Source organism: Pseudomonas sp. yb_2 (assembly GCF_043103905.1).
Classification (GTDB): Bacteria; Pseudomonadota; Gammaproteobacteria; order Pseudomonadales; family Pseudomonadaceae; genus Aquipseudomonas; species Aquipseudomonas alloputida.
In genome coordinates this window covers 18,630-41,099 of record NZ_JBICKH010000095.1, presented here as the reverse complement: position 1 = coordinate 41,099, position 22,470 = coordinate 18,630, and the positions used below count along the sequence as shown (strand labels likewise).

Below are 22,470 nucleotides of genomic sequence, written 5' to 3'. Positions count from 1 at the left end.
GCGGTTCATGCAGTGGCAATGAAAGCCTGGGGCCGCTTCGCGCCCCTTTCGCGACACAAGGCCGCTCCCACAAAGAACGAAGCCATCAGCATCACAACAGGAACCCAGCCCACCTCAGGAGGTCTGTGTTTGCATGTATTACGGTGAACGCTTCAACGCCTGGACCCACCTGGTCGGTGCCGTCCTCGCTGCTATTGGTGCCATCTGGCTGATCGTGGCCGCGGGCCTGCAAGGCGACCCGTGGAAGATCGTCAGCTTCTCCATCTACGGCGGCACGCTGCTGTTGCTGTACAGCATTTCCACCCTGTACCACAGCACCCGTGGGCGGGCGAAAGTGATCATGCGCAAGCTCGACCACCTGTCGATCTATCTGCTGATTGCCGGCAGCTACACGCCGTTTTGCCTGGTCAGCCTGCGCGGCCCTTGGGGATGGAGCCTGTTCGGCGTGGTCTGGGGGCTGGCGATCATCGGCATGTTGCAAGAGATCAAGCCGCGCTCCGAGGCGCGGATCCTGTCGATCATCATCTATGCGGTAATGGGCTGGATCGTGCTGGTGGCAGTCAAGCCGCTGCTGAACTCGCTGGGCACGGCCGGCTTCGCCTGGCTGGCTGCCGGCGGCGTGTTCTACACCGTCGGCATCATTTTCTTCGCCTTCGACAGCCGTTTCCGCCACTGGCATGGCATCTGGCACCTGTTCGTCATCGCTGGCAGCCTGATGCACTTCGTGGCGGTGTCGCTCTACGTGCGCTAGTTAAAAGTCGCCCCACAACTGCTGTGCCACCGACAGCGCCACCACCGGCGCGGTCTCGGTGCGCAGCACGCGCGGGCCAAGGCGTGCTGCGTGGAAGCCGGCGGCTTTGGCCTGCTCGACCTCGGCTTCGCTAAGGCCGCCTTCGGGGCCGATCACGAAGGCCAGGGTGGCGGGCTTTTCATGGCTGATAAGCGGCTCACACACCGGGTGCAGGACCAGCTTCAGGTCAGCCTTGGTGCTGCTCAACCATTCGGCCAGGGTCACGGGTGGGTGGATGACGGGCAAGGTAGAACGCCCGCATTGTTCACAGGCGCTGATCGCCACTTGGCGCCAGTGGGCCAGGCGCTTGTCGGCGCGTTCGTCTTTCAGGCGCACTTCGCAGCGCTCGCTGACGATCGGGGTGATTTCGTTGGCACCAAGCTCGGTGGCCTTCTGGATCGCCCAGTCCATGCGCTCGCCACGGGAAAGGCCCTGGCCCAGGTGCACATGCAGCGGTGAATCGGCCTGGCCGGCAAAGGCCTGGTCAAGGCTGACGCGGACAGTTTTCTTGCCCACCTCGAGCAACTGACCACGGTATTCCTGGCCGCTGCCATCGAACAGCTGCACGGCGTCGCCGGGTGCCATGCGCAGCACGCGGCCAATGTAATGGGCCTGGGCCTCGGGCAGGTCGTGCTCGCCAAGGCTCAGGGGGGCGTCGATGAAGAAGCGGGACAGTCTCATGGGTTTGCTCGGTAAATAGAGAGACGCAGATCCCCTGTGGGAGCGGGCGTGTCGATGCGTCGAACCGCCGCGAATCAGGCGCCGCGGTGCCTGGCAAGGGCTTCGCCCTTGTTCGCGGGCTCGCCCGCTCCCACAGGAAAAGTGGTGTGGCGAATTGCCGGGCCTAGCCCGGGTCGCGGAAGTCGGGGTGGAAGTTGGCCGGTACTGCGACACTGACGCTGTCGCGGGTGGCGATATCGATGCCTTCGCTGGCCACTTCGGCAAGGAAGTCGATCTGCTCGGGGGTGATCACGTACGGCGGCAGGAAGTACACCACGCTGCCCAGCGGTCGCAGCAGGGCGCCGCGGGTCAGGGCGTGCTCGAACACCTTCAGGCCACGGCGCTCCTGCCAGGGGTAGGCAAGCTTGCCTGCCTTGTCTTGAACCATTTCGATGGCCAGGGCCATGCCAGTCTGGCGTATTTCGGCAACGTGAGCATGATCGGCCAGGTGTGCAGTGGCTGTGGCCATGCGCGTGGCCAGGGCCTTGTTGGCCTCGATTACGTTGTCCTGCTCGAAGATATCCAGGGTCGCCAGCGCTGCAGCGCACGCCAGCGGGTTGCCGGTGTAGCTGTGCGAGTGCAGGAATGCGCGCAGTGTCGGGTAATCGTCATAGAACGCCTGGTACACCTTGTCGGTGGTCAGGCAGGCGGCCAGCGGCAGGTAGCCGCCGGTCAGGGCCTTGGACAGGCACAGGAAATCCGGGCGGATGCCGGCTTGCTCGCAGGCGAACATCGTGCCGGTGCGGCCGAAGCCTACGGCGATCTCGTCGTGGATAAGGTGCACGTCATAGCGGTCGCAGGCTTCGCGCAACAGCTTGAGGTACACCGGGTGGTACATGCGCATGCCGCCGGCACCCTGGATCAGCGGCTCGACGATCACGGCGCTGATCGAGGCGTGGTGTTCGGCCAGGGTCTGCTCCATGGCCTGGAACATGTTGCGCGAGTGCTCCTCCCAGCTCATGCCCTCGGGGCGCAGGTAGCAGTCAGGGCTTGGCACCTTGAGGGTGTCGAGCAGCAGCGCCTTGTAGGTTTCGGTGAACAGCGGCACATCACCCACCGACATGGCGGCAATGGTTTCGCCGTGATAGCTGTTGGTCAGGGTGACGAAGCGCTTCTTGTCCGGTTTGCCGATGTTCTGCCAGTAGTGGAAGCTCATTTTCAGCGCCACTTCGATGCACGACGAGCCATTGTCGGCATAGAACACCCGGTCGAGACCGGCCGGGGTCATGGCGACCAGGCGTTCGGACAGCTCGATCACTGGCTGATGACTGAAACCGGCCAGGATCACGTGCTCGAGCTGGTCGACCTGGTCCTTGATGCGCTGGTTGATGCGCGGGTTGGCATGGCCGAACACGTTGACCCACCAGCTGCTCACCGCATCCAGGTAGCGTTTGCCCTCGAAGTCTTCCAGCCACACGCCTTCGCCGCGCTTGATAGGGATCAGCGGCAGCTGCTCGTGGTCTTTCATCTGGGTACAGGGGTGCCACAGGACCTTGAGGTCGCGTTGCATCCACTGATCATTGAGGCCCATGGGCACTTCTCCTGGCTTTGCGGCGTGGTTCGACCGCGTAAGCCTAAGCAATGCCGCAGGGCAGGACAACCGCTGCCGTTCAATGGAGGTGGGGGCTGGTCCATTCGAGCCTGCTGCCATGCACAGAGCAAAGCCCTGCAGGATGTGGTGCCGGAGTGAAGGCTCAGGCCTGAGGCTGTGCGCAGTCACCAGGTTCATGCAGAGGTCCCTGCTACTGTGTGGCATAGCTACCGACAAAAATATGAGCTGCCAAAAGGACTTGATGTCACTGCGCTGGCAGGGTGCTCGGACCTGACGTATTCTTAACGCATCTTCCTGGGGCATTCCTGCCTCTCCCCGTTTCTGTAACCTCTGACTCGGAGTTCGCCGACATGGCTGCTGCTTGGGTGCGCCTGTGCGCGTTGGTATTGATTGGTGTGTCCAGCGGCGCTGCGCTGGCAAAAGACAAGACGCCCACGGCGATTGTCGTGGGGGGGGGCCTGGCAGGCCTGACGGCAGCCTACGAGCTGCAGAACAAAGGCTGGCAGGTGACCCTGCTGGAGGCCAAGGCGGGCATGGGCGGGCGTTCGGGCCTGGCCACCAGCGAGTGGATCGGCAACGCCAAGGCACAGCCGGTGCTCAACCAGTACCTCGACCGTTTCAAGCTTGAAACACTGCCGGCGCCCGAGTTCGTGCGTACCCCGGGTTACTTGATTGACGGCGAATACTTCAGCGCCAGCGACCTGGCCACCAAGCAACCGGCCACTGCCGAGGCGCTCAAGCGTTACGAGAAAACCCTTGATGACCTGGCCCGTTCGATCGATGACCCGCTGAACCCGCAGGCAACCAGCACGCTGTTCGCCCTTGACCAGATCAACGTCTCCACCTGGCTGGACAAACTGCAACTGCCGGCCACCGCCCGTCAATTGATCAATCAGCAGATCCGCACCCGCTACGATGAACCGTCGCGCCTGTCGCTGCTGTACTTCGCCCAGCAGAACCGCGTGTACCGCGGCGTCAGCGACCGCGACCTGCGCGCCGCGCGCCTGCCCGGTGGCAGCCCGGTGCTGGCCCAGGCTTTCGTCAAGCAGTTGAAAACCATCAAGACCAGCTCGCCGGTTACCGCCATTGTCCAGGACAAGGATGGTGTCACGGTAAAAGTCGGCAGCGTTGGCTACAAGGCGGATTATCTGGTCATGGCTGTGCCCCTGCGCGCGCTGGCCAAGATTCAGATGACCCCTGGCCTGGACAGCCAACACCTGGCGGCGCTCAAGGGCACCAACTATGGTTGGCGCGACCAGATCATGCTCAAGTTCAAGAAACCCGTATGGGAAAGCCGCGCACGCATGTCGGGCGAAATCTTCAGTAACGCCGGCCTCGGCATGCTGTGGGTCGAACCGGCGCTCAAGGGTGGTGCCAATGTGGTGATCAACCTGTCCGGCGACAACGCACGCCTGCTGCAGGCCTTTGGTGAAAAGCAGATGGTCGACCAGGTGCTGATCCGGCTGCATGCGTTCTACCCCCAGGCCCGTGGCGCATTCACCGGTTACGAGGTCAAGCGATACAGTGCTGATGCTGGCACGGGTGGTGCCTACCTGGCCTACGGCCCAGGGCAGATCAGTAAATACTGGCGCCTGTGGGAACGTCCGGTGCAGCGCATGACCTTTGCCGGTGAGCACACGGATGCCCTGTACCCGGGCACCCTGGAAGGCGCCCTGCGCAGTGGCCAGCGTGCGGCCAGCCAGGCACAGGACCTGTTGGCCGGCAAGTCGTTCGACCCGGCCAAGGCGCTGCCGGTTGCGGCGGCGGCAGGTGCGGCCGCCGCCAAGGAGAGCAAGGGCGGGTTCTTCTCCAATATGTTCGGCGGTTCGTCCGACAAGGGCGACAAAGCTGACAGGGCGCCGGCCAAAGCTGAGCCCAAGCAGGCCGAAGAGGCCAAGCAGGACAAGCCAGGCTTCTTCAAGCGCCTGTTTGGCGGGGCGCAAGCGCCAGAGGCGAAGGTTGAGCCAATTGCCAAGGCTGAGGAAGTGGCGCCTGCACCTGCGCCCGCTCCACAGGCAGCTCCGGCTCCTGCAGCACCTGCGCCTGTGGCCAAGGAAACGGCTGCCAAGCCTGCGGCAACCAAAGCCGCTCCCGCCAAGCATGCGCCCGTGCATAAGCCAGCCCACAAGCCTGCCGAGACGAAGAAGGCGACAGCCAAGTCGGAGCCTGCGAAGAAGCCTGTAACCAATACCCAGGCCAAGGCGGGCTGACCGATCGACAGTGCCGGCCTGTTCGCCTGTTCGCCTGAGGGCCGGCACTGCAACCCTAACTCTCCGACTATCGTTAATGTTTTCTTAATGGTCAGCTAACAGAATAAATATCGGATTCCTCGATAATCCAAAGCAATTTTTTCCGCTTTTCTTCGATACGTTACGCGTTAGTCTGTGCATAGCTTTCACGGGGAAACACGCAACATGCAACTGCGCAATTCACCTTCTCGCTACGGCGTGGTCAGCATCATCCTGCACTGGGGCGTGGCGCTGGCAGTTTTCGGCCTGTTCGGCCTGGGCTTGTGGATGGTCGGCCTCGACTACTACAGCCCTTGGCGCAAAGCTGGCCCGGACCTGCACAAGAGCATCGGCCTGGTGCTGCTGGCGGTGATGCTGCTGCGGGTAGTCTGGCGTTTCATCAGCCCGCCACCACCGGCACCAACCAACCATGGTGCGGTCACACGCCTGGCGGCCAAGCTGGGCCACCTGGCCCTGTACCTTGGGCTGTTTGCGGTGATGGTTGCCGGTTACCTGATTTCCACCGCCGACGGCGTCGGCATTCCGGTGTTCGGCCTGTTCGAAGTGCCTGCACTGATCAGCGACCTGCCTGACCAGGCAGATGTGGCGGGTGTGGTTCATTTGTGGCTGGCTTGGGGGCTGGTGATTTTTGCCGTGCTGCATGCCCTTGCCGCGCTCAAGCATCATTTCATCGACCGTGACGCGACCCTGACTCGCATGCTGGGCCGCAAAGCTTGACTCTCAACCTCAATTACACAGGAAGGAACAGGATGTTGAAAAAGACTTTTGCCGCTCTGGCGCTCGGTACCGCTCTGCTCTCTGCTGGCCAGGCCATGGCTGCCGAGTACAAGATCGACAAGGAAGGCCAGCACGCGTTCGTTGACTGGAAAATCAGCCACCTGGGCTACAGCTTCATCCACGGTACTTTCAAGGATTTCGACGGCAGCTTCACCTGGGACAGTGCCAAGCCTGAAGCCAGCAAGATCAGCGTCGACTTGAAAACTGCCAGCCTGTGGTCGAACCACGCCGAGCGTGACAAGCACATCGCCAGCGCCGACTTCCTCGACGTGAAGAAGTACCCGGACGCCAAATTCGTCTCCACCAGCGTCAAGTCGACTGGCGACAAGACGGCTGACGTGACTGGCGACCTGACCATGCACGGTGTCACCAAGCCGGTGACGTTCAAGGCTACCTTCAACGGTGAAGGCAAGGACCCATGGGGTGGCGAGCGCGCTGGCTTCAACGCCACCACCACGCTGAACCTGAACGACTTCGGCATCAAAGGCCCGGGTGCTACTTCGCAGACCCTGGACCTGGATATCAGTGTCGAAGGTGTGAAGCAGAAGTAATTTCTGCCAGCTGAAAACCGAGGGGGCCGCTTTGCGGCCCTATCACGACACAAGGCCGCGCCTGCAGAGATCAAGAAATTCTCTGCAGGAGCGGCCTTGTGTCGTGATAGGGCTGCGAAGCAGCCCCCTCGGTACTTCTATCAGCCCTTGCGGGTCAGCAGCGCTGGGCGCTCACCGCGTGGGCGGCTTGGCAGGTCATCCAGTTGCTCAGGCGTCGGGAAACGGTCCAGCTTGGACTCCTTGCGAATGATCACTGGCTGTTTTTCCGGCTGACGCGGGTTGCGCACGGCCGGCTCTTGCCGGGCAGCATCGTCACGCGCAGGGCGACCACGGCCACCGCCGCCATCACGACGGGCACCGCCACCGTTGTTGGCGCGGGGCGGGCGTTTTTCTCCGCCACCACTGCGTGGCTGGCCGCCATTGCGGGCTTGGCCCTGGCCGCCAGCGTTGCTGCGTTGGCCATTGCCTTGCCCCTGACCTTGGCCAGCACCACCCGGGCGGCGGTTGCGGCCCTGGTTCTTGCCCTGGTAAGGGCTGACATAGTCCGCGCGGTTACCGAAGTTATCGAGTTCGTCGTCCAGGAACTCTTCCGGGTCGCGGTCTGCCGGCGGCTTCGGCACGCTGTTATTGCTGGCCTGCTGCGGGCGTGGCTTCTTGTCACGCGGCTTGCGCGGTTGCTGCTTGTCGCCGCTCTTTTCCTTGTCGTCCGGCTTGGCCGCAGCTTGCTGCCTGGCTTTGCCTTTGTCCTTGCCTTTGTCCTTGCGGCCGCCGTTGGTGTCTTTACCACCTTCGCCACGGGCCTGCTGGTTGCGGCCACCGCGGCCGTTATTCTGCGGGCGCTCGCGTGCTTCGGGCTTCTCGGCTTCTACCTGGCTGGCGTCGAAGCCCATCAGGTCGCCATCCGCGATGCGCTGCTTGGTCACCCGCTCGATGCTCTTGAGCAGCTTCTCTTCATCTGGCGCGACCAGGGAAATAGCTTCGCCCGAACGACCGGCACGGCCGGTACGGCCGATGCGGTGGACGTAGTCTTCCTCGACATTCGGCAGCTCGAAGTTGACAACATGGGGCAACTGGTCGATGTCCAGGCCGCGGGCAGCGATGTCGGTGGCGACCAGTACGCGCACGCTGTTGGCCTTGAAGTCGGCCAGCGCCTTGGTGCGAGCGTTCTGGCTCTTGTTGCCGTGGATCGCGGCGGCGGTCAGGCCTTGCTTTTCCAGGTACTCGGCCAGGCGGTTGGCGCCATGCTTGGTTCGGGTGAACACCAACACCTGTTCCCAGGCGCCCAGGGTGATCAGGTGCGCCAGCAAGGCACGCTTGTGGCTGGCAGGCAGGCGATATACCCGCTGCTCGATACGCTCGACGGTGGTGTTCGGCGGGGTGACCTCGATACGCTCCGGGTTGTGCAGGAGCTTGTCGGCGAGGTCGGTGATGTCCTTGGAGAAGGTGGCCGAGAAGAGCAGGTTCTGGCGTTTGGCCGGCAGGCGGGCGAGGACCTTCTTGACGTCGTGGATGAAGCCCATGTCGAGCATGCGATCGGCTTCATCAAGTACCAGGATTTCCACGTGGGCCAGGTCGACCTTGCCTTGGCCGGCGAGGTCGAGCAGGCGGCCTGGGCAGGCGACCAGCACATCAACGCCTTTGGCAATGGCCTGGATCTGCGGGTTCATGCCAACGCCGCCGAAGATGCAGGCGCTGACCAGTGGCAGGTCACGGGCATAGACCTTGAAACTGTCATGCACCTGGGCTGCCAGTTCGCGGGTCGGCGTCAGGACCAGCACGCGAGGCTGGCGCGGGCCGTGGCGCTGTGATTTGTCGGGATGGCCGGCCGGGAACAGGCGCTCGAGAATCGGCAGGGCGAAGCCGCCGGTTTTACCCGTACCTGTCTGTGCGGCAACCATCAGGTCGCGGCCTTGCAACACGGCGGGAATAGCCCGCTGTTGCACGGGGGTCGGCTGGGTGTAGCCCGCAGCCTCGATAGCGCGGACAAGAGCCTCGGAGAGACCGAGGGAAGCAAAGGACATGGGCGATCCTGTTCTCGTGTGGGCTGGGCCCGTTGGGATGTTCTGCCTGGCGCGACGGGCATCGGTGAAATGCGATCGCGTCCGGTCCAGCTGGGCTTTCACTGCACATCCGGGAAACGGAGGCTGGACGCGAAGGGGCGTCGGTACCGATCGGGATGCCTGTTGCGAGGCCGAGCGTCCGGGCGTGAGCCGGGCGGGAAGGCCCGAGTATAACAGAGCTATCGCGCTGTGCTGCTTTCCTGCTGCTCAACGGCGTTGAGAATGTTTCCAGTGTCGCTTGTATAACGGTTGCTGATCGCTGCATAGGCCGGCTCCTGCTTGAACCGCTGCAGCTCTTCGGCAAAGGCCACGGCCAGTGCCTCGCGCCCAGGCTTGCGCACCAGGCCCAGGTACTGCGCCTGGCGGCTGATTACCAGCGGCAGTTCTTCGACTTGCTGTTGCAGGCCGAGCTGGCGGAGCAGGTAATGCCCCACCCTGCGGTCGGTGATCACCAGGTCGATGCGGCCCAGCATCAGCTTGCCGAAGTTGGCTTCTTGGGTGGGTGCGGCTTCGCGCTTGAAGTGCGAGGCCTCGGTGAACGCTTTACCGTAGGCGTAGCCGGGCGATGTGCCGACGGTGAGGCCGGCGAGGTCGTCCAGGTGGGTGACGGCATGGCGGCGCGTGCGGCTTTGGAACAGGACGAATTCGACCTCCGACATGGGTTCGGAGCCGTACACCATGTAGGGTTGGCGCGCGTCCGTCTGGAAGATGTCGAGAATGCCATCGGCCAGGCCTTGCTCAGCCATTGCCAAGCAGCGCTTCCAAGGCAGGAATTGCCACTCTACCTCGACGCCGAGGCGTGCGAAGACCTGGCTGGCGACTTCGTAGTCGATGCCGCGCGGTTGGCCGTTGTGCTGAAACACATAAGGTGCCCAGTCGTCGGTTACCAGGCGCAAGCGTTCGCCCAGAGCCAACGGGCTCAGGCAAACGAGCAGCAGGATCCAGAACAGACGGGCGATATGTGGCATGGCCGGAGATTACGCGCTCGGCCGGTGTACGGTAAAGGCATGCATTATCGATGTGGGAGCGGGCGTGCCCGCGAACACCGGCGAAGCCGGTGCCAACGATCGGGTTGCTCTCTTCGCGGGCACGCCCGCTCCCACAAGTCCGCGCAAGGCAATGAGTTTTGCGGGCACATCAGGCTTGGGTGGTTCGCAGCAGATGCGCCTCGATATCCTTGCGCCGCTCGCCCAGCGATAGCCGTAGCCCCGGATGGCGCAGGCACTGACGCAGCCGCTCGGGCTCCACGTGGCCGTAGCGGTCATTGAGGTTTTCCAGGGCCTTGTCCCACCAGGCAGACGCACAGGCGCGATCGAACTCATTGGGGTAGGGGTAGCAGCCATAGAGCAATTCGCGGGCGAACTGGCGCTCGTGACTGGGCAGGGTCAGGCTCAACGCCTTGTAACCCAGGCGGTGCAGAGTGGGTGGCCGCGGCAGTTGATCGTTGACCAGCGCAACGTCGGCCAGGGCCGGGGGGCTGAGTGGGTCGTGCTCGTGCTTGCGCAGCCAGGCCTGGATCTTGGCGCGGAACTGCGCCTTCCGGCTCCAGTAGTGATGGATGACATCGGTACACTCGGCCAGCTCCAGGTTGCGGTAGGCCGCCACTGCCAGGCAGAACTCCTCGAGGGTATAGGCCTCTCGAGCCAAGGGGTAGAATTCGTCCATCATGGCGATGGAGCGGTCCAGGGTGTCGCAGTTCTCGGCAGTGAGGCCGATAACGCCGGAATTGACGAGCGGCATCTGGCAGTCGGCCAGTCCCCGGGACTCGAGAATGGCCAGCAGGTTCTTGTACAACAGGCACTTCTGGTCAGCGCCGTAGCGCGTGCCGATGGCGTTGCACAGCAGGCGGTTGGGCGCCACGCGGGCGAACAGATGCAACGGCGAAGTGCGGAAGAAGGTGTCGGTGTCGATCAGCACTGCCAGCGGGTGTTGCTGCAGTACCTGGCGCAACAGCACATGCTTGCTGCGAAAGTGATAACCGTGCGGGGCATTCCATGCCTGGCGCGTGGCCTCGTCCAGCAGGTGGACGGTGACGGGCAGCCTGGCGTAGGGCTGCGCATTGTCGGTGTAGACCTGGATGTCCATGGCCTCGCCGGCTGCGCTGCCTAGCTGGGCGAGGGCGCTGACGATGCTGAAGCAGGCTTCCTGATGGTAGGTTGCCGGGCCAAAAGCCAGGTATACAAGCTGTGGGCGCGAAGGTTGGGTGTGCTGCATGGCAGGCAAGACCTGTTTAACCCGAAAATGAATAAGGCTTTAGTCTATGACCAAAGCCTTAATCATTTCTTAAGCAGACTTTGCCAAAAGATTTCAGCGCGGCAGCTTCAGGTTGTTCCAGATCGCCAGGCTCGGTTCAGCCTGGTTCAAGGTATAGAAGTGCAGGCCTGGCGCGCCGCCTTGCAACAGCTGTTCGCACATGCGGGTAATCACTTCTTCGCCGAACGCCTGGATGCTGGCAGTGTCGTCGGCATAGGCTTCCAGCTGCTTGCGGATCCAGCGCGGGATCTCGGCGCCACAGGCATCGGAGAAGCGGGCCAGCTTGCTGTAGTTGGTGATCGGCATGATGCCCGGTACCACCGGAATCTCCACGCCCAGCTTCTGTGCACGCTCGACGAAGTAGAAGTAGCTGTCGGCGTTGAAGAAGTACTGGGTGATGGCGCTGTCGGCACCGGCCTTGACCTTGTGCACAAAGTTGGCCAGATCCGCCTCGAAGTTGCGCGCCTGCGGGTGCATTTCCGGGTAGGCAGCCACTTCCAGGTGGAAGTGATCAGCGGTCTCCTCGCGGATGAACTCGACCAGGTCACTGGCATAGCGCAGTTCACCACTGGCCATGCCCATGCCCGACGGCAGGTCACCACGCAGCGCGACAATGCGTTTGATGCCGGCTGCCTTGTACTCGGCCAGGAGGGCACGCAATTCGGCCTTGGTGTCGCCCACGCACGACAGGTGCGGCGCGGCAGGTATCTTCACTTCGCTTTCCAGCTGCAGCACGGTATTGAGCGTGCGGTCGCGGGTCGACCCACCGGCACCGTAGGTGCAGGAGAAGAAGTCCGGGTTATAGGTGGCCAGCTGGCGGGCGACGCCCATCAGCTTTTCGTGACCGGCATCGGTCTTGGTCGGGAAGAACTCGAAACTGTAGCGGCGTTCTTGTGACATCAGGCGTTCCTCTGGCAACAAGCGTCTGGCGGCAAGCTGCAAGTAAAAGCCAGATCGGTGATGGCCGGTCTGGCTTGGGCGTCGTTCAAGATCTGTGTTTCCGGAGCTGCAAGTGGCAACGGCACGGTATGCCTTTGCCTGCCACTTGCAGCTTCAAGCTTTCCGCTTAGTAGCGGTAGGCGTGCGGCTTGAACGGGCCTTCGACGGTCACGCCGATGTAGTCGGCTTGCTGCTTGGTCAGCTGGGTGACCACGCCGCCGAAGCCGCGGACCATTTCCAGGGCCACTTCTTCGTCGAGTTTCTTCGGCAGCACTTCAACGGTCAGGCGCTCGGCTTTCTTTTCGGCCGGCAGGTCAGCGAACTTCTGCTCGAACAGGAAGATCTGTGCCAGAACCTGGTTGGCGAACGAGCCGTCCATGATGCGGCTTGGGTGGCCAGTGGCGTTGCCCAGGTTGACCAGGCGGCCTTCGGCCAGCAGGATCAGGTAGTCGTCGTTCTGCGGGTCGAAGCTACCAGCGCCGGTACGGTGGATCTTGTGAACCTGCGGCTTGACCTCTTCCCAGGCCCAGTTCTTGCGCATGAAGGCGGTATCGATCTCGTTGTCGAAGTGGCCGATGTTGCAGACTACGGCACGCTTTTTCAGGGCCTTGAGCATGTTGGCGTCGCAGACATTGACGTTACCGGTGGTGGTCACGATCAGGTCGATCTTGCCCAGCAGGGCCTTGTCGATGCTGGCTTCGGTGCCGTCGTTGATACCGTCGATGAACGGCGAGACCAGCTCGAAGCCGTCCATGCAGGCCTGCATGGCGCAGATCGGGTCAATTTCGGAGACCTTGACGATCATGCCTTCCTGACGCAGGGACTGGGCCGAGCCCTTGCCCACGTCACCGTAGCCGATCACCAGGGCCTGCTTGCCCGACAGCAGGTGGTCGGTACCACGCTTGATGGCATCGTTCAGGCTGTGACGGCAGCCGTACTTGTTGTCGTTCTTGCTCTTGGTGACCGAGTCGTTGACGTTGATCGCCGGGACTTTCAGCTCGCCCTTGGCCAGCATGTCCAGCAGGCGGTGTACGCCGGTGGTGGTCTCTTCGGTCACGCCGTGCACGCGGTCCAGTACCTGCGGGTACTTCTTGTGCAGCAGTTCGGTCAGGTCACCACCGTCGTCGAGGATCATGTTGGCGTCCCATGGCTGGCCATCTTTCAGGATGGTCTGCTCCAGGCACCACTCGTACTCTTCTTCGGTTTCGCCTTTCCAGGCGAAAACCGGGATACCGGCGGCGGCGATCGAGGCGGCGGCCTGGTCTTGAGTCGAGAAGATGTTGCAGGACGACCAGCGCACTTCGGCACCCAGGGCAACCAGGGTTTCGATCAGCACGGCGGTCTGGATGGTCATGTGGATGCAGCCCAGGATCTTCGCACCCTTGAGCGGTTGCTCGGCCAGGTACTTGCGACGCAGGCCCATCAGCGCAGGCATTTCCGATTCGGCAATGATGGTTTCGCGACGGCCCCAGGCGGCCAGGGAGATGTCGGCGACTTTGTAATCGGTAAAACCAGCAGGCATGTTTGCAGCGCTCATGAGAGCCTCCATTCGTAATGTGCGAATGGGCGCCGTTGTGCGTTAAGCGCTCGCGGGAGCGAGCAACGCCCCATCCGAGCCTGACAGGCCTAGCCTGCTGCAGCGCCCCTCGGACAGGTGGCGGGCATGGCACCGCTGTGGGCAACCATGTAAAACGGCGCAGATTATAGCTGCCCCCGCCGGCTTGCCCAAGGTTTTCCGTCGATTAATCGCGACGATAGTCGATGTTCAATGGAGCGAAGGCAGCCGCTCTGCCATCATTGCTACACGTTAGCCAAGCAGGTCAGGAGTACAGATGAACTTTCACACCCGCAAGTGGGTTAAACCCGAAGACCTCAACCCCAATGGCACCCTGTTCGGTGGCAGCCTGTTGCGCTGGATCGATGAAGAGGCGGCGATCTACGCCATCGTCCAGCTGGGCAACCAGCGTGTGGTGACCAAGTACATGTCGGAAATCAACTTCGTCAGTGCTTCGCGTCAGGGTGACATCATCGAGCTGGGCATCACCGCTACCGCGTTCGGCCGCACCTCGATCACCCTCAAGTGCGAAGTGCGTAACAAGATCACCCGCAAGAGCATTCTGACTGTCGACAAGATGGTGTTCGTCAACCTGGGCGAGGATGGCTTGCCGGCAGCCCATGGGCGCACCGAGATCAAGTACGTGCAGGACCAGTTCCCGGATTCGGCAGTCGAATAGACCCTGGTTGCCTGTGCCGGCCTCTTCGCGGGTTCACCCGCGAATGGGCCGCAAAGCGGCCCCGGCATTCTCAAGGCTGGGCGCTGACCTTGCGCACCACCCGCCCAATGCTCAACCCCTGCACCAGAATCGACGACAACACCACGATGTAGGTGATCGACAGCAGCAGGTCCCGTTCCTCGCCCAGCGGTAGCGACAGTGCAAGTGCCACCGACACGCCACCGCGCAGGCCACCCCAGGTCAGCACCCGCACCGTGCCTTTGGGCACCGGGCGCCAGCGCCGCAGCAGCACGATCGCCGGGGCCACCGTCAACAGGCGAGACAGCAGCACTGCCAGCGCCAGCACGCCGCCGGCCGCCAGGTGCATCCAGTTGAACGGCAGCAGCAACAGCTCCAGGCCGATCAATGCGAACAGCAGGGCATTGAGCATGTCGTCGATCAGCTCCCAGAAACCGTCCATGTAACGGCGGGTCATGTCATTCATCGCCAGGTTGCGCCCCAGGTTGCCGATGATCAGGCCTGCCACCACCATGGCGATCGGTGCCGACACATGCAGCTCGTAGCACATTGCCGAACCACCGATTACCAGCGCCAGGGTCAGCATGACCTCCACCTGGTACTGCTCGACACTCTTGATCATGCGGTAGGTGGCGTAGCCGATCAGGCCACCGAACACCACACCGCCAATGGCCTCGCGGGCGAACAGGATCGCCGTGTCGGCCATGCTCGGTGTTTCACCCAGCTGGATGATGCCCAGCAACACGGTGAATACCACGACTGCCGTGCCGTCGTTGAACAGTGACTCGCCGACGATGGTGGTTTTAAGCGGTTTGGGCGCATTGGCAGTACGCAGCGCGCCAAGCACGGCAATCGGGTCGGTCGGTGAGATCAGTGCACCGAACAGCAGGCAGTAGATCAGGGGCACCTGCCAGCCGAATAGGGCAAACACCCAATGCGCCAGGTAGCCGATGACCACGGTGGCGATCAGCACGCCCAAGGTAGCCAGCAGGCCGATCGGCCAGCGGTAGCTGCGCAGGTCGCTGAGGTTGACGTGCAGGGCGCCGGCAAACAGCAGGAACGCCAGCATCCAGTGCATGAGCAGATCGTTGAAGTCGATCTGGTTCATCAGCCCTTCGACGCGCTCTTCCAGGCCGGGGAAGCCGACAAGGCTCAGGCCTTGCAATATCAGGGAAAACAACAGCGCCGTAACCATCACGCCGATAGCGGGGGGCAGGCCGATGAAGCGGTAGTTCACATAGGTCAGAAGTGTGGTGAGGCAGATAAACGCGGCAACTAATTCAAGCATCCCGAATCCTGTAACAGTGGCTTCCAAGTCGTTACCCGAGTGACTCGGGCAGTTCTTTGATGACCTGGCACGGGGTTCGGGGCACAGGGTTTGACCGAATTAGTCCAAATCGTTCCCGTGACAGTCTGCACTGGTTACCCTGTGGGAGCGGGCGTGCCCGCGAACACCGGCAAAGCCGGTGCCATACACCGAGTTGCATTCTTCGCGGGCATGACCGCTCCCACAAAGCCCCCCTGAGCGCTATATATTCACAGCCATGAAAAGCCATAAGGATAAGAAGGCGTGTTGGCAACATCTCTGGTGCTGGTTGCCGCCCTGCTGCATGCAACCTGGAATACCTTGATCAAATTCAGTGGCGAGCGCTTGCTGGTAATTGCCAGCATGGACACGGTAGCGCTGGCCTTCGCGGTGCTGGCGGTGCCCTTCGTCGATGTTCCGCCTGCTGAAATCTGGCCCTGGTTGGTAGCCTCGGCACTGGCTGAGCAGTTGTACCGCTATCTGCTGATCAAGGCCTACCGCGTGGGCGACCTTGGGCTGGTCTATCCTCTGATGCGCGGGCTGTCGCCGTTGGTGGTGCTGGGGCTGACCCTGGCCTTTGCCGGGGAATCGCTGAGCCAGCAGCAGATCATCGGTATCCTGTTGATCCCCTGTGGCATGGCCTGCCTGTTGTGGCAGGGCGGCGGCGGTGACCGTCTGCCATGGTCGATGCTGCCGGTGGTTGCCTTGATTGGCCTGTGCATTGGTTGCTACACCTGGTTCGACGGGCAGGCCGTGCGCCTGTGGGGCAAACCGTGGGATTACCTGGTCTGGCTGACCCTGCTCAGCGCCTGGCAATTCCCGTTGTTGGCGAGCGTAGCGCGGCGGGCGCCATTCGTACTGTTCTGGCGAACCCAATGGCGCCTTGGGTTGGCGGTAGGGTTCTGCGTATTGTTCAGCTATGCCCTGGTGCTGTGGGCCATGCACCTGGGGTCAGTGGCCGAAGCGGCGGCACTACGGGAGTTGAGCGTGATCCTGGTGGTGCTGCTGGGCATGCGCTACCTCAAAGAACCTTTTGGCGGGCCGAGACTCCTAGCTTGCGGGCTGGTGTTGGCCGGCATGCTGGTAATGAAGCTTTGACCTGAAGACTGAACAAGGAGTCCTGTCCATGACTGTTGCCCTGTGGTGCATCCTGATTGCGCTGCTGTTGAACCCGCTTTGTGCCTTGATCGCCAAGGCGAGCAGTGGCCGCTTCGGCCTCAAGGACAATCACGATCCGCGAGCCTTCCTCGATACCTTGTCGGGCCTGCCGCGGCGTGCTCATGCAGCGCAGCAGAATGGCTACGAAGCGTTTCCGGCATTTGCTGCGGCGGTGCTTGTGGCGGATATCGTGGGCAATGCCGAGCAGGTGACCCAGGATGTGCTGGGGGTGATGTATATCACCAGCCGCTTGCTTTACATCATCTGCTACCTGGCCGACTGGGCTGCCTTGCGGTCGCTGGTGTGGTTTGCCAGCCTGGCACTGATCGTGTCGTTCTTCGTGGTTTCCATCTGAAACCGGCTGGCCATCTTCGCGGGCAGCCCCCGCGAAGATAGCCACAACGATCAAGGTACCTTGGGTACCTCAGGCAGTGGCTGGCCCTTGGGCCACAGCATCCAGATCTGCCCTTGCTGCTTCATGTTCCCGGCCAGTTCGCCTGCTTCCGGCCCGGTGCCCCAGAACAGGTCGGCACGCACTTCGCCGGTAATCGCCCCGCCGGTGTCCTGCGCGCCAACCGGTCGTACCACCGGCGTGCCGTCCGGGCGTGTGGTAGACAGCCACAACAAGCTGCCCAGGGGAATCACCTTGCGGTCAATGGCCACGCTGTAGCCGGCGGTAAGCGGTACGTTCAGCGAGCCGCGCGGGCCTTCGTTGCTGTCCGGGCGGGTGCTGAAGAATACGTAGCTGGGGTTGCTGGCCAGCAGCTCTGGTACGCGCTGCGGGTTGGCCTGGGCCCAGGCATGAATGGCGCCCATGCTCACTTCTTCTTTTTTCAGCTGACCTTGCTCCACCAGCCAGCGGCCGATCGGCCGATAGGGGTGGCCGTTCTGGTCGGCGTAGCCCAGGCGCAGTTGACGGCCGTCCTCCAGTTGCACCCGGCCAGAACCCTGGATCTGCAGGAATTGCAGGTCCATCGGGTCGGTCAGCCAGGCCAGCACCGGTGCCTTGACGCCGTTACGGTTGATGACTTCGGCCGTGTCGTAGGGCTTGAGCACCCGACCCTCCAGGCGGCCGCGCAGGCGTTTGCCCTTCAGTTCGGGGTACACGCTGGCCAGGTCGACCACGATCATGTCATCAGGGATGCCGTAGACCGCCACATGGTTGGTTGCCGATTGGCTCAGGCTGCCTGGGTAGACAGGCTCGTAGTAGCCGGTAATCAGGCCGTTGGCATTGTTCTCTGCAGAGCGCAGGCCGTACACCTGCAGGTTCTGTTCAAGGAAGGTTCGCACTTGGGCGGCGCTGGCTGTGGCGCTGCCGGCCGCTTCGCAGGTGGCCGCCCACACCGGGTCGCGCTTGAGTTTTTCGCAGCCGTTGCGCCATGCATAAAAGCCTGCCAGCAGGTCTTCATCGCTGACGGGCGGCAAGTCTTTCCAAGTGGCCGGGGCATAGGTGGCGACAGCGTGGGGCTCGGGCTTGGCGCTCTCGCCGCCGTTGCAGCCGGCCAGCAAAGCCAGCACCGGCAGTGTCCAGACCAGGTGGCGCAGGGCAGATTTCATGTGTGCATTCCTGTCATGAGCGAACATGAAGGTTCGCCCCTGTCTTTTATGTGGCTATTGGTGTTTGGCCCAGGGGCAGCGATACTGGCCGCCCATTTGCGTAGGCCGAAGTGAGCGTGATGTTTAAGCGATTGACCGTTGTTCTGCTGGCAGCACTTGCCCTGGGAGGGGCTCTGACGGGTTGTGACCGGGTTGACCCGAATTCGCCGCTGGGCAAACGCAAGGTGATCTTCAAGGACATGCTCAAGACCAGCGAGGACCTCGGCGGCATGCTGCGTGGCCGGTTGCCGTTCGACGGGGTGAAGTTTGCCGACGGTGCGCTGAAGCTGGACAGCCTGTCGCATCAGCCGTGGCAGCATTTTCCACAGGTGCGCGATGGTGGTGACAGCGCCGCCCGTGCCGAAGTGTGGGAGCGCCAGGCGCGGTTCCATGACCTGGCCCGGCAGCTTGAGGGCGTCACCGGCGAACTGGTCGATGTCACCCGCAACCAGCCACTGGATGCTGCGCAACTGAAGGCACCGATGGACAAGGTCGAGGCTGCGTGCAAGGCCTGTCATAGCGAATTTCGTAATCATTGAATGGCTGTGCTGTTTGCGCAAACCTTCGAGGCGTGTACAAATTCCACAAAGACCAGGCTTGCCGGCCAGATGCCTTAGCGGTCGAGAGCGTCGACCGCTTCCTGCAGCTCTTTACGCGACTCGGCCAGCTTGTCCTTGCGCTTGTTGATCTTCTCGGCGTCGCCTTTCTTCTCTGCCTTCTTCAAGTCCTTTTCCCGCTGCGCCACTTCGTGACGCGCATCGAGCACCTTCTGCTCACGTTCCTTGCGCAGGCTGGCGTCGGTGCAGTTGTCCACACCGCGCAGGGCTTCCTCCAGCCCTGCAACCTGGTCGCTGTTGCCGTGGTCACGGGCAATTTTCAGCTGGTTTTCGATGGCGCTGCGCTTGGCGGCGCAACCGGTCAGGCCGGCATCCGGCTGGGCAGCCTGAGCAGTGCCCGCGGCCAGGCCCAGTGTTGCGAGCAGGAAAAGAGTCGAAATACGTTTCATGAAAAGCCTCCCTAACGGGGCGGGGCAGCAAAAGTTGGGGGAAATCCTGCCTTGGTTTTGCCCATTTAGAAACCCTTGGTGAGGTTTTCTGCCGGAGTCTCGGGTTTTTCCTACGCACTATTTGGTAAAAAATCATTGCTCAATGCGCTGGGGTGGGGTCCGGAAACCTTCTATGCCGGCTTCGGCCAACTGTGCGGCAATGGCTTGCACCTCGGAGGCCGCGAAAAATTCCACAAGTTGGCGCGAGCGTTTTGCGCCGATGCCGGGCACGGTTTGCCATTGCCCGGCACTGCGTGAAGCCAGCGCCTGCCAGTCGCCAGTCAGTGGCAAATGCTTGCCAATGGGCACGCCAAGGGCGCGCAGCCACTGATCGAATGGGCGTGAGCGGGCTTCGTCGAAACTGCCCATCAGGTGTGCCGCAGTGAGCCTGCTGATACCGGGGGCCTGCTGCAGGCGCTCGGCATCGAGCTGCAGCCAGTCGGTCATGGACGTTACCAAGCCAGCTTCGACCAGCCGACGCCATGTGCCGGGCCCGGTGCGTGGCAGGGCCAGGCCCTGTTTACCGCCAAGCCAGGTGAGGCGGGCAATGAACTGCTCATCACAGCCCTCGCTGACTTGCCAGCAGCTGTGGGCATGATGCTGGTCGGGTGCTGGCGCGGTTAGCGGTTGGCGCTCTACAGCGCGGTGCACGACGTGTTCGAGCCGCGGAATGGTCAGCCCGGCAAGGCTGATGGCCACCTGATCGCCGGGGCGAATATCCAGGCGTTGCCAGCGCGCCAGCGACCCAAGGCTGACTTGGGTAATGCGCCGGTCATCGAGGGTAACGGGTTGCAGGTGAAGAACGGGCGTGACCCTGCCAGTGCGGCCGACCCGAAAGCGCACGTCGCGTACTTCGGCCAAGGCTTGTGCATAGGGGTACTTCCAGGCCGCGATCCAGTAGGGCGCCTTGGCCTGCCAGCGCTCGGCAGGTGGCCGATTGCCCTGGCGCAGGATCACACCGTCGGTGGCGAAGGGCAGAGCAGAGCGATACCAGTGCTCGCGCCAGTGTGCTGCATCCTCCAGCGTGTCGATGGCGATGCTGTAAAGCTGGCTGTCCGGAAAACCCAGTCGTGCCAGCTGGGCGAGGCGTTCGGCCTGTTGCTCGGGGCCGTGCGGCCAGCCCCACACGAACAGGCCGATAGCGTTGCCTTGTGCGCCAGTCAGTTGCTTGCGTGCGAGCAGCCCTGCCACGGTACCCCGCGCGTTGGCGCTGCCTGCCTTGGCTTGCACATGTTCGTCCAGGCGCAGATACAGCTCACCTTGCAAGTGCAGGTCGACCGCCTCAGGCAACTGCCGGGTGACAGCGCCGAGCTGTGGGATGTGTCGGCTCCAGTCATGGCCGTGTACACCGTCCCCCCGGCTGGTCAGCTGCACCAATCGGCCCTGTTGGTAAGTGAGGGAAACTGCAACGCCGTCGACCTTGGGCTGTACCCACACGCCGGTCTTGCCGGCCATCCATCGCGCCACGGCCTGGCGGTCTGCCAGCTTGTCGACGCCGGTATGCGGCACGGGGTGGGGGACCGGGCCGCGAGCGCTGGCCAGGGGGGAGGGGCTGGTGCCAACCGCGAAGCACTGCTGCAGGTGGTTCAGGCGCTCGCGGCTCTGGTCGTACAGTTCGTCGGCCACCAGGGCTATGCCCTGCCGATGGTAGTGCTCGTCCCATCGGGCAAGCGTGGCGCGCAGTTGCGCAACTTCGGCCTTGGCCTGTTGCGGGTTCCAGTGTGGGCATGAGGCAGCCCTGGCCAATGGGGTGTTCAGCACAAATAGCAGGGCGAACAACAACAGGTACGGCATGGCCTGGCATCCTTGCATGGCGGGGAAGCGCTTAGCGTAGGCGGGTGGCGGGGCGGGCGGTGCGTGCAGTTGTCAGGTGATATTTCGCTGGTGCTCGTCTCCAAGCCCGAGACGGAGCAAGAAACGAGCGCGGCGCTCGATCTGACGGGCGATGAAAATGCCGTAACAGGCACAAAAAAGCCCCTGCCGATCGCTCGGCAGGGGCTTTCGTCTGGCGCTGCAGGAAGCTTACAGGCCGGCAGCGTCACGCAGCGACTGGGCGCGGTCGGTGCGCTCCCAGGTGAAGGTGGTGAAGGTGTCGTCGCCGACAGTCTTCTGCTGCGGAGTACGGCCGAAGTGGCCGTAGGCAGCGGTTTCCTGATACATCGGGTGCAGCAGGTCGAGCATGGTGGTGATGGCGTACGGACGCAGGTCGAAGCACTCGCGCACCAGCTGGATGATCTTGTCGTCGGAGACCTTGCCGGTACCGAAGGTGTTGATCGAGATGGAGGTCGGCTGGGCCACGCCAATGGCGTACGACACCTGGATCTCGCAACGCTCGGCCAAACCGGCGGCGACGATGTTCTTGGCCACGTAGCGGCCGGCGTAGGCAGCGGAACGGTCGACCTTGGACGGGTCCTTGCCGGAGAACGCGCCACCCCCGTGACGGGCCATGCCACCGTAGGAGTCGACGATGATCTTGCGGCCAGTCAGGCCGCAGTCACCCACCGGGCCACCGATGATGAAGTTGCCGGTCGGGTTGATGTGGTACTGGGTGCCTTTGTGCAGCAGTTCGGCCGGCAGGGTGTGCTTGACGATCAGCTCCATCACGGCTTCTTGCAGGTCTTTCTGCGAAACCTCCGGGTTGTGCTGGGTCGACAGCACCACGGCGTCGATACCGACCACTTTGCCGTTCTCGTAGCGGCAGGTGACCTGCGACTTGGCATCCGGGCGCAGCCATGGCAGCAGGCCGGACTTGCGCGCCTCGGCCTGGCGTTCTACCAGACGGTGCGAGAAGCAGATCGGTGCAGGCATCAGGACTTCGGTTTCGTTGCTGGCATAGCCGAACATCAGGCCCTGGTCACCGGCGCCCTGGTCCTCCGGCTTGGAGCGGTCCACGCCCTGGGCGATGTCTACCGACTGTTTGCCGATGATGTTCATCACGGCGCAGGTGGCGCCGTCGAAGCCGACGTCGGAGCTGTTGTAGCCGATGTCGATGATGACTTTGCGTACCAGGTCTTCCAGGTCGACCCAGGCCGAAGTGGTGACTTCGCCGGCGATGATGGCGACACCGGTCTTGACCAGGGTTTCGCAGGCTATGCGGGCGTATTTGTCCTGAGCGATGATGGCATCAAGGACTGCGTCCGAAATCTGGTCGGCGATCTTGTCCGGATGCCCTTCGGACACGGACTCGGAGGTGAAAAGGGAGTATTCGCTCATCTCGAAGGT

20 protein-coding genes and 1 riboswitch are annotated in these 22,470 nt (G+C 62.7%); of the genes, 8 read left to right on the top strand and 12 right to left on the bottom strand.

Annotation, left to right across the window (positions count from 1 at the left end):
* Nucleotides 1-133: 133 nt before the first annotated feature.
* On the top strand, nt 134-751 hold the full coding sequence (locus ACF8FB_RS26315; RefSeq protein WP_010955556.1) for a hemolysin III family protein: 618 nt from the start codon (nt 134-136) through the stop codon (nt 749-751).
* On the opposite strand, the gene ACF8FB_RS26310 is transcribed toward ACF8FB_RS26315, so the two are convergent.
* Both ACF8FB_RS26310 and ACF8FB_RS26305 read right to left on the bottom strand, forming a co-directional pair.
* Complete coding sequence (locus tag ACF8FB_RS26310; RefSeq protein WP_392512502.1) at nt 752-1,471, bottom strand: 16S rRNA (uracil(1498)-N(3))-methyltransferase; 720 nt, start codon at nt 1,469-1,471, stop codon at nt 752-754.
* 163 nt (nt 1,472-1,634) lie between these two features.
* The gene (locus ACF8FB_RS26305; RefSeq protein WP_010955554.1) at nt 1,635-3,041 is read right to left on the bottom strand and encodes an adenosylmethionine--8-amino-7-oxononanoate transaminase; all 1,407 of its coding nucleotides are present in this window, start codon (nt 3,039-3,041) and stop codon (nt 1,635-1,637) included.
* Nucleotides 3,042-3,412: 371 nt separating this feature from the next.
* Here ACF8FB_RS26305 and ACF8FB_RS26300 point away from each other — a divergent pair, with 371 nt between their 5' ends.
* The 3 genes from ACF8FB_RS26300 to ACF8FB_RS26290 all read left to right on the top strand — a co-directional run bounded on the left by ACF8FB_RS26300 (nt 3,413) and on the right by ACF8FB_RS26290 (nt 6,639).
* The gene (locus tag ACF8FB_RS26300) at nt 3,413-5,272 is read left to right on the top strand and encodes a flavin monoamine oxidase family protein (protein ID WP_392512500.1); all 1,860 of its coding nucleotides are present in this window, start codon (nt 3,413-3,415) and stop codon (nt 5,270-5,272) included.
* 204 nt (nt 5,273-5,476) lie between these two features.
* Nucleotides 5,477-6,028 (top strand): cytochrome b, encoded by a 552-nt coding sequence (locus tag ACF8FB_RS26295; protein ID WP_010955552.1) that lies wholly within the window; start codon nt 5,477-5,479, stop codon nt 6,026-6,028.
* 32 nt (nt 6,029-6,060) lie between these two features.
* Nucleotides 6,061-6,639, top strand: coding sequence for a YceI family protein (locus ACF8FB_RS26290; RefSeq protein ID WP_020191536.1), 579 nt, complete (start codon nt 6,061-6,063; stop codon nt 6,637-6,639).
* Nucleotides 6,640-6,779: 140 nt separating this feature from the next.
* On the opposite strand, the gene ACF8FB_RS26285 is transcribed toward ACF8FB_RS26290, so the two are convergent.
* From ACF8FB_RS26285 to ahcY, 5 genes are all read right to left on the bottom strand, one after another.
* Entirely contained in the window at nt 6,780-8,660 is a 1,881-nt protein-coding gene (locus ACF8FB_RS26285; protein ID WP_350298492.1) for a DEAD/DEAH box helicase, read from the bottom strand.
* Nucleotides 8,661-8,878: 218 nt separating this feature from the next.
* Nucleotides 8,879-9,667, bottom strand: a complete 789-nt coding sequence (locus tag ACF8FB_RS26280; RefSeq protein ID WP_392512497.1) for a substrate-binding periplasmic protein — start codon at nt 9,665-9,667, stop codon at nt 8,879-8,881.
* A 169-nt stretch (nt 9,668-9,836) separates the two neighbouring features.
* Entirely contained in the window at nt 9,837-10,913 is a 1,077-nt protein-coding gene (locus ACF8FB_RS26275) for a hypothetical protein (RefSeq protein WP_392512495.1), read from the bottom strand.
* Between the two features lie 93 nt (nt 10,914-11,006).
* On the bottom strand, nt 11,007-11,852 hold the full coding sequence (gene metF / locus ACF8FB_RS26270) for a methylenetetrahydrofolate reductase [NAD(P)H] (RefSeq protein WP_049587485.1): 846 nt from the start codon (nt 11,850-11,852) through the stop codon (nt 11,007-11,009).
* A gap of 166 nt (nt 11,853-12,018) precedes the next feature.
* Nucleotides 12,019-13,428 carry an adenosylhomocysteinase gene (gene ahcY / locus ACF8FB_RS26265; protein ID WP_021783768.1) on the bottom strand — a complete coding sequence of 470 codons (1,410 nt, stop codon included), beginning with the start codon at nt 13,426-13,428 and terminating at the stop codon, nt 12,019-12,021.
* A 20-nt stretch (nt 13,429-13,448) separates the two neighbouring features.
* Nucleotides 13,449-13,545, bottom strand: a riboswitch (S-adenosyl-L-homocysteine riboswitch).
* Nucleotides 13,546-13,723: 178 nt separating this feature from the next.
* Here ahcY and ACF8FB_RS26260 point away from each other — a divergent pair.
* Complete coding sequence (locus ACF8FB_RS26260; protein WP_003249362.1) at nt 13,724-14,125, top strand: acyl-CoA thioesterase; 402 nt, start codon at nt 13,724-13,726, stop codon at nt 14,123-14,125.
* A 70-nt stretch (nt 14,126-14,195) separates the two neighbouring features.
* Here the strand turns inward: ACF8FB_RS26260 and ACF8FB_RS26255 are convergent, their stop codons facing one another.
* The gene (locus ACF8FB_RS26255; protein WP_010955546.1) at nt 14,196-15,431 is read right to left on the bottom strand and encodes a sodium:proton antiporter; all 1,236 of its coding nucleotides are present in this window, start codon (nt 15,429-15,431) and stop codon (nt 14,196-14,198) included.
* Between the two features lie 282 nt (nt 15,432-15,713).
* On the opposite strand from ACF8FB_RS26255, the gene ACF8FB_RS26250 reads away from it, so the two are divergent.
* Nucleotides 15,714-16,547 (top strand): DMT family transporter, encoded by an 834-nt coding sequence (locus tag ACF8FB_RS26250; protein WP_010955545.1) that lies wholly within the window; start codon nt 15,714-15,716, stop codon nt 16,545-16,547.
* Nucleotides 16,548-16,575: 28 nt separating this feature from the next.
* Nucleotides 16,576-16,962 (top strand): MAPEG family protein, encoded by a 387-nt coding sequence (locus ACF8FB_RS26245; RefSeq protein WP_010955544.1) that lies wholly within the window; start codon nt 16,576-16,578, stop codon nt 16,960-16,962.
* A 50-nt stretch (nt 16,963-17,012) separates the two neighbouring features.
* On the opposite strand, the gene ACF8FB_RS26240 is transcribed toward ACF8FB_RS26245, so the two are convergent.
* Nucleotides 17,013-18,164, bottom strand: coding sequence for a murein transglycosylase A (locus tag ACF8FB_RS26240; RefSeq protein ID WP_392512492.1), 1,152 nt, complete (start codon nt 18,162-18,164; stop codon nt 17,013-17,015).
* Between the two features lie 119 nt (nt 18,165-18,283).
* Between ACF8FB_RS26240 and ACF8FB_RS26235 the strand changes: the two genes are divergently transcribed.
* Nucleotides 18,284-18,742, top strand: coding sequence for a cytochrome c (locus tag ACF8FB_RS26235; RefSeq protein ID WP_064492989.1), 459 nt, complete (start codon nt 18,284-18,286; stop codon nt 18,740-18,742).
* A 74-nt stretch (nt 18,743-18,816) separates the two neighbouring features.
* On the opposite strand, the gene ACF8FB_RS26230 is transcribed toward ACF8FB_RS26235, so the two are convergent.
* The 3 genes from ACF8FB_RS26230 to metK all read right to left on the bottom strand — a co-directional run bounded on the left by ACF8FB_RS26230 (nt 18,817) and on the right by metK (nt 22,461).
* Nucleotides 18,817-19,209 carry a DUF1090 domain-containing protein gene (locus tag ACF8FB_RS26230; protein WP_020191823.1) on the bottom strand — a complete coding sequence of 131 codons (393 nt, stop codon included), beginning with the start codon at nt 19,207-19,209 and terminating at the stop codon, nt 18,817-18,819.
* A 132-nt stretch (nt 19,210-19,341) separates the two neighbouring features.
* Nucleotides 19,342-21,042, bottom strand: coding sequence for an NAD-dependent DNA ligase LigB (ligB, locus tag ACF8FB_RS26225; RefSeq protein ID WP_392512490.1), 1,701 nt, complete (start codon nt 21,040-21,042; stop codon nt 19,342-19,344).
* A 228-nt stretch (nt 21,043-21,270) separates the two neighbouring features.
* Nucleotides 21,271-22,461 carry a methionine adenosyltransferase gene (gene metK, locus ACF8FB_RS26220; RefSeq protein WP_392512488.1) on the bottom strand — a complete coding sequence of 397 codons (1,191 nt, stop codon included), beginning with the start codon at nt 22,459-22,461 and terminating at the stop codon, nt 21,271-21,273.
* Nucleotides 22,462-22,470 lie beyond the last annotated feature (9 nt).

Bases quoted from the DNA above. Each gene is read 5' to 3' on its own strand.
- ACF8FB_RS26295 (WP_010955552.1), top strand. From the start codon at position 5,477: ATGCAACTGCGCAATTCACCTTCTCGCTACGGCGTGGTCAGCATCATC.
- ligB (WP_392512490.1), bottom strand. From the start codon at position 21,042: ATGCCGTACCTGTTGTTGTTCGCCCTGCTATTTGTGCTGAACACCCCA.
- ACF8FB_RS26235 (WP_064492989.1), top strand. From the start codon at position 18,284: ATGTTTAAGCGATTGACCGTTGTTCTGCTGGCAGCACTTGCCCTGGGA.
- ACF8FB_RS26255 (WP_010955546.1), bottom strand. From the start codon at position 15,431: ATGCTTGAATTAGTTGCCGCGTTTATCTGCCTCACCACACTTCTGACC.
- ACF8FB_RS26240 (WP_392512492.1), bottom strand. From the start codon at position 18,164: ATGAAATCTGCCCTGCGCCACCTGGTCTGGACACTGCCGGTGCTGGCT.
- ACF8FB_RS26310 (WP_392512502.1), bottom strand. From the start codon at position 1,471: ATGAGACTGTCCCGCTTCTTCATCGACGCCCCCCTGAGCCTTGGCGAG.
- ACF8FB_RS26280 (WP_392512497.1), bottom strand. From the start codon at position 9,667: ATGCCACATATCGCCCGTCTGTTCTGGATCCTGCTGCTCGTTTGCCTG.
- ACF8FB_RS26230 (WP_020191823.1), bottom strand. From the start codon at position 19,209: ATGAAACGTATTTCGACTCTTTTCCTGCTCGCAACACTGGGCCTGGCC.
- ACF8FB_RS26300 (WP_392512500.1), top strand. From the start codon at position 3,413: ATGGCTGCTGCTTGGGTGCGCCTGTGCGCGTTGGTATTGATTGGTGTG.
- ACF8FB_RS26275 (WP_392512495.1), bottom strand. From the start codon at position 10,913: ATGCAGCACACCCAACCTTCGCGCCCACAGCTTGTATACCTGGCTTTT.
- ACF8FB_RS26305 (WP_010955554.1), bottom strand. From the start codon at position 3,041: ATGGGCCTCAATGATCAGTGGATGCAACGCGACCTCAAGGTCCTGTGG.
- metK (WP_392512488.1), bottom strand. From the start codon at position 22,461: ATGAGCGAATACTCCCTTTTCACCTCCGAGTCCGTGTCCGAAGGGCAT.
- ACF8FB_RS26315 (WP_010955556.1), top strand. From the start codon at position 134: ATGTATTACGGTGAACGCTTCAACGCCTGGACCCACCTGGTCGGTGCC.
- ahcY (WP_021783768.1), bottom strand. From the start codon at position 13,428: ATGAGCGCTGCAAACATGCCTGCTGGTTTTACCGATTACAAAGTCGCC.
- ACF8FB_RS26245 (WP_010955544.1), top strand. From the start codon at position 16,576: ATGACTGTTGCCCTGTGGTGCATCCTGATTGCGCTGCTGTTGAACCCG.
- ACF8FB_RS26260 (WP_003249362.1), top strand. From the start codon at position 13,724: ATGAACTTTCACACCCGCAAGTGGGTTAAACCCGAAGACCTCAACCCC.
- ACF8FB_RS26285 (WP_350298492.1), bottom strand. From the start codon at position 8,660: ATGTCCTTTGCTTCCCTCGGTCTCTCCGAGGCTCTTGTCCGCGCTATC.
- metF (WP_049587485.1), bottom strand. From the start codon at position 11,852: ATGTCACAAGAACGCCGCTACAGTTTCGAGTTCTTCCCGACCAAGACC.
- ACF8FB_RS26290 (WP_020191536.1), top strand. From the start codon at position 6,061: ATGTTGAAAAAGACTTTTGCCGCTCTGGCGCTCGGTACCGCTCTGCTC.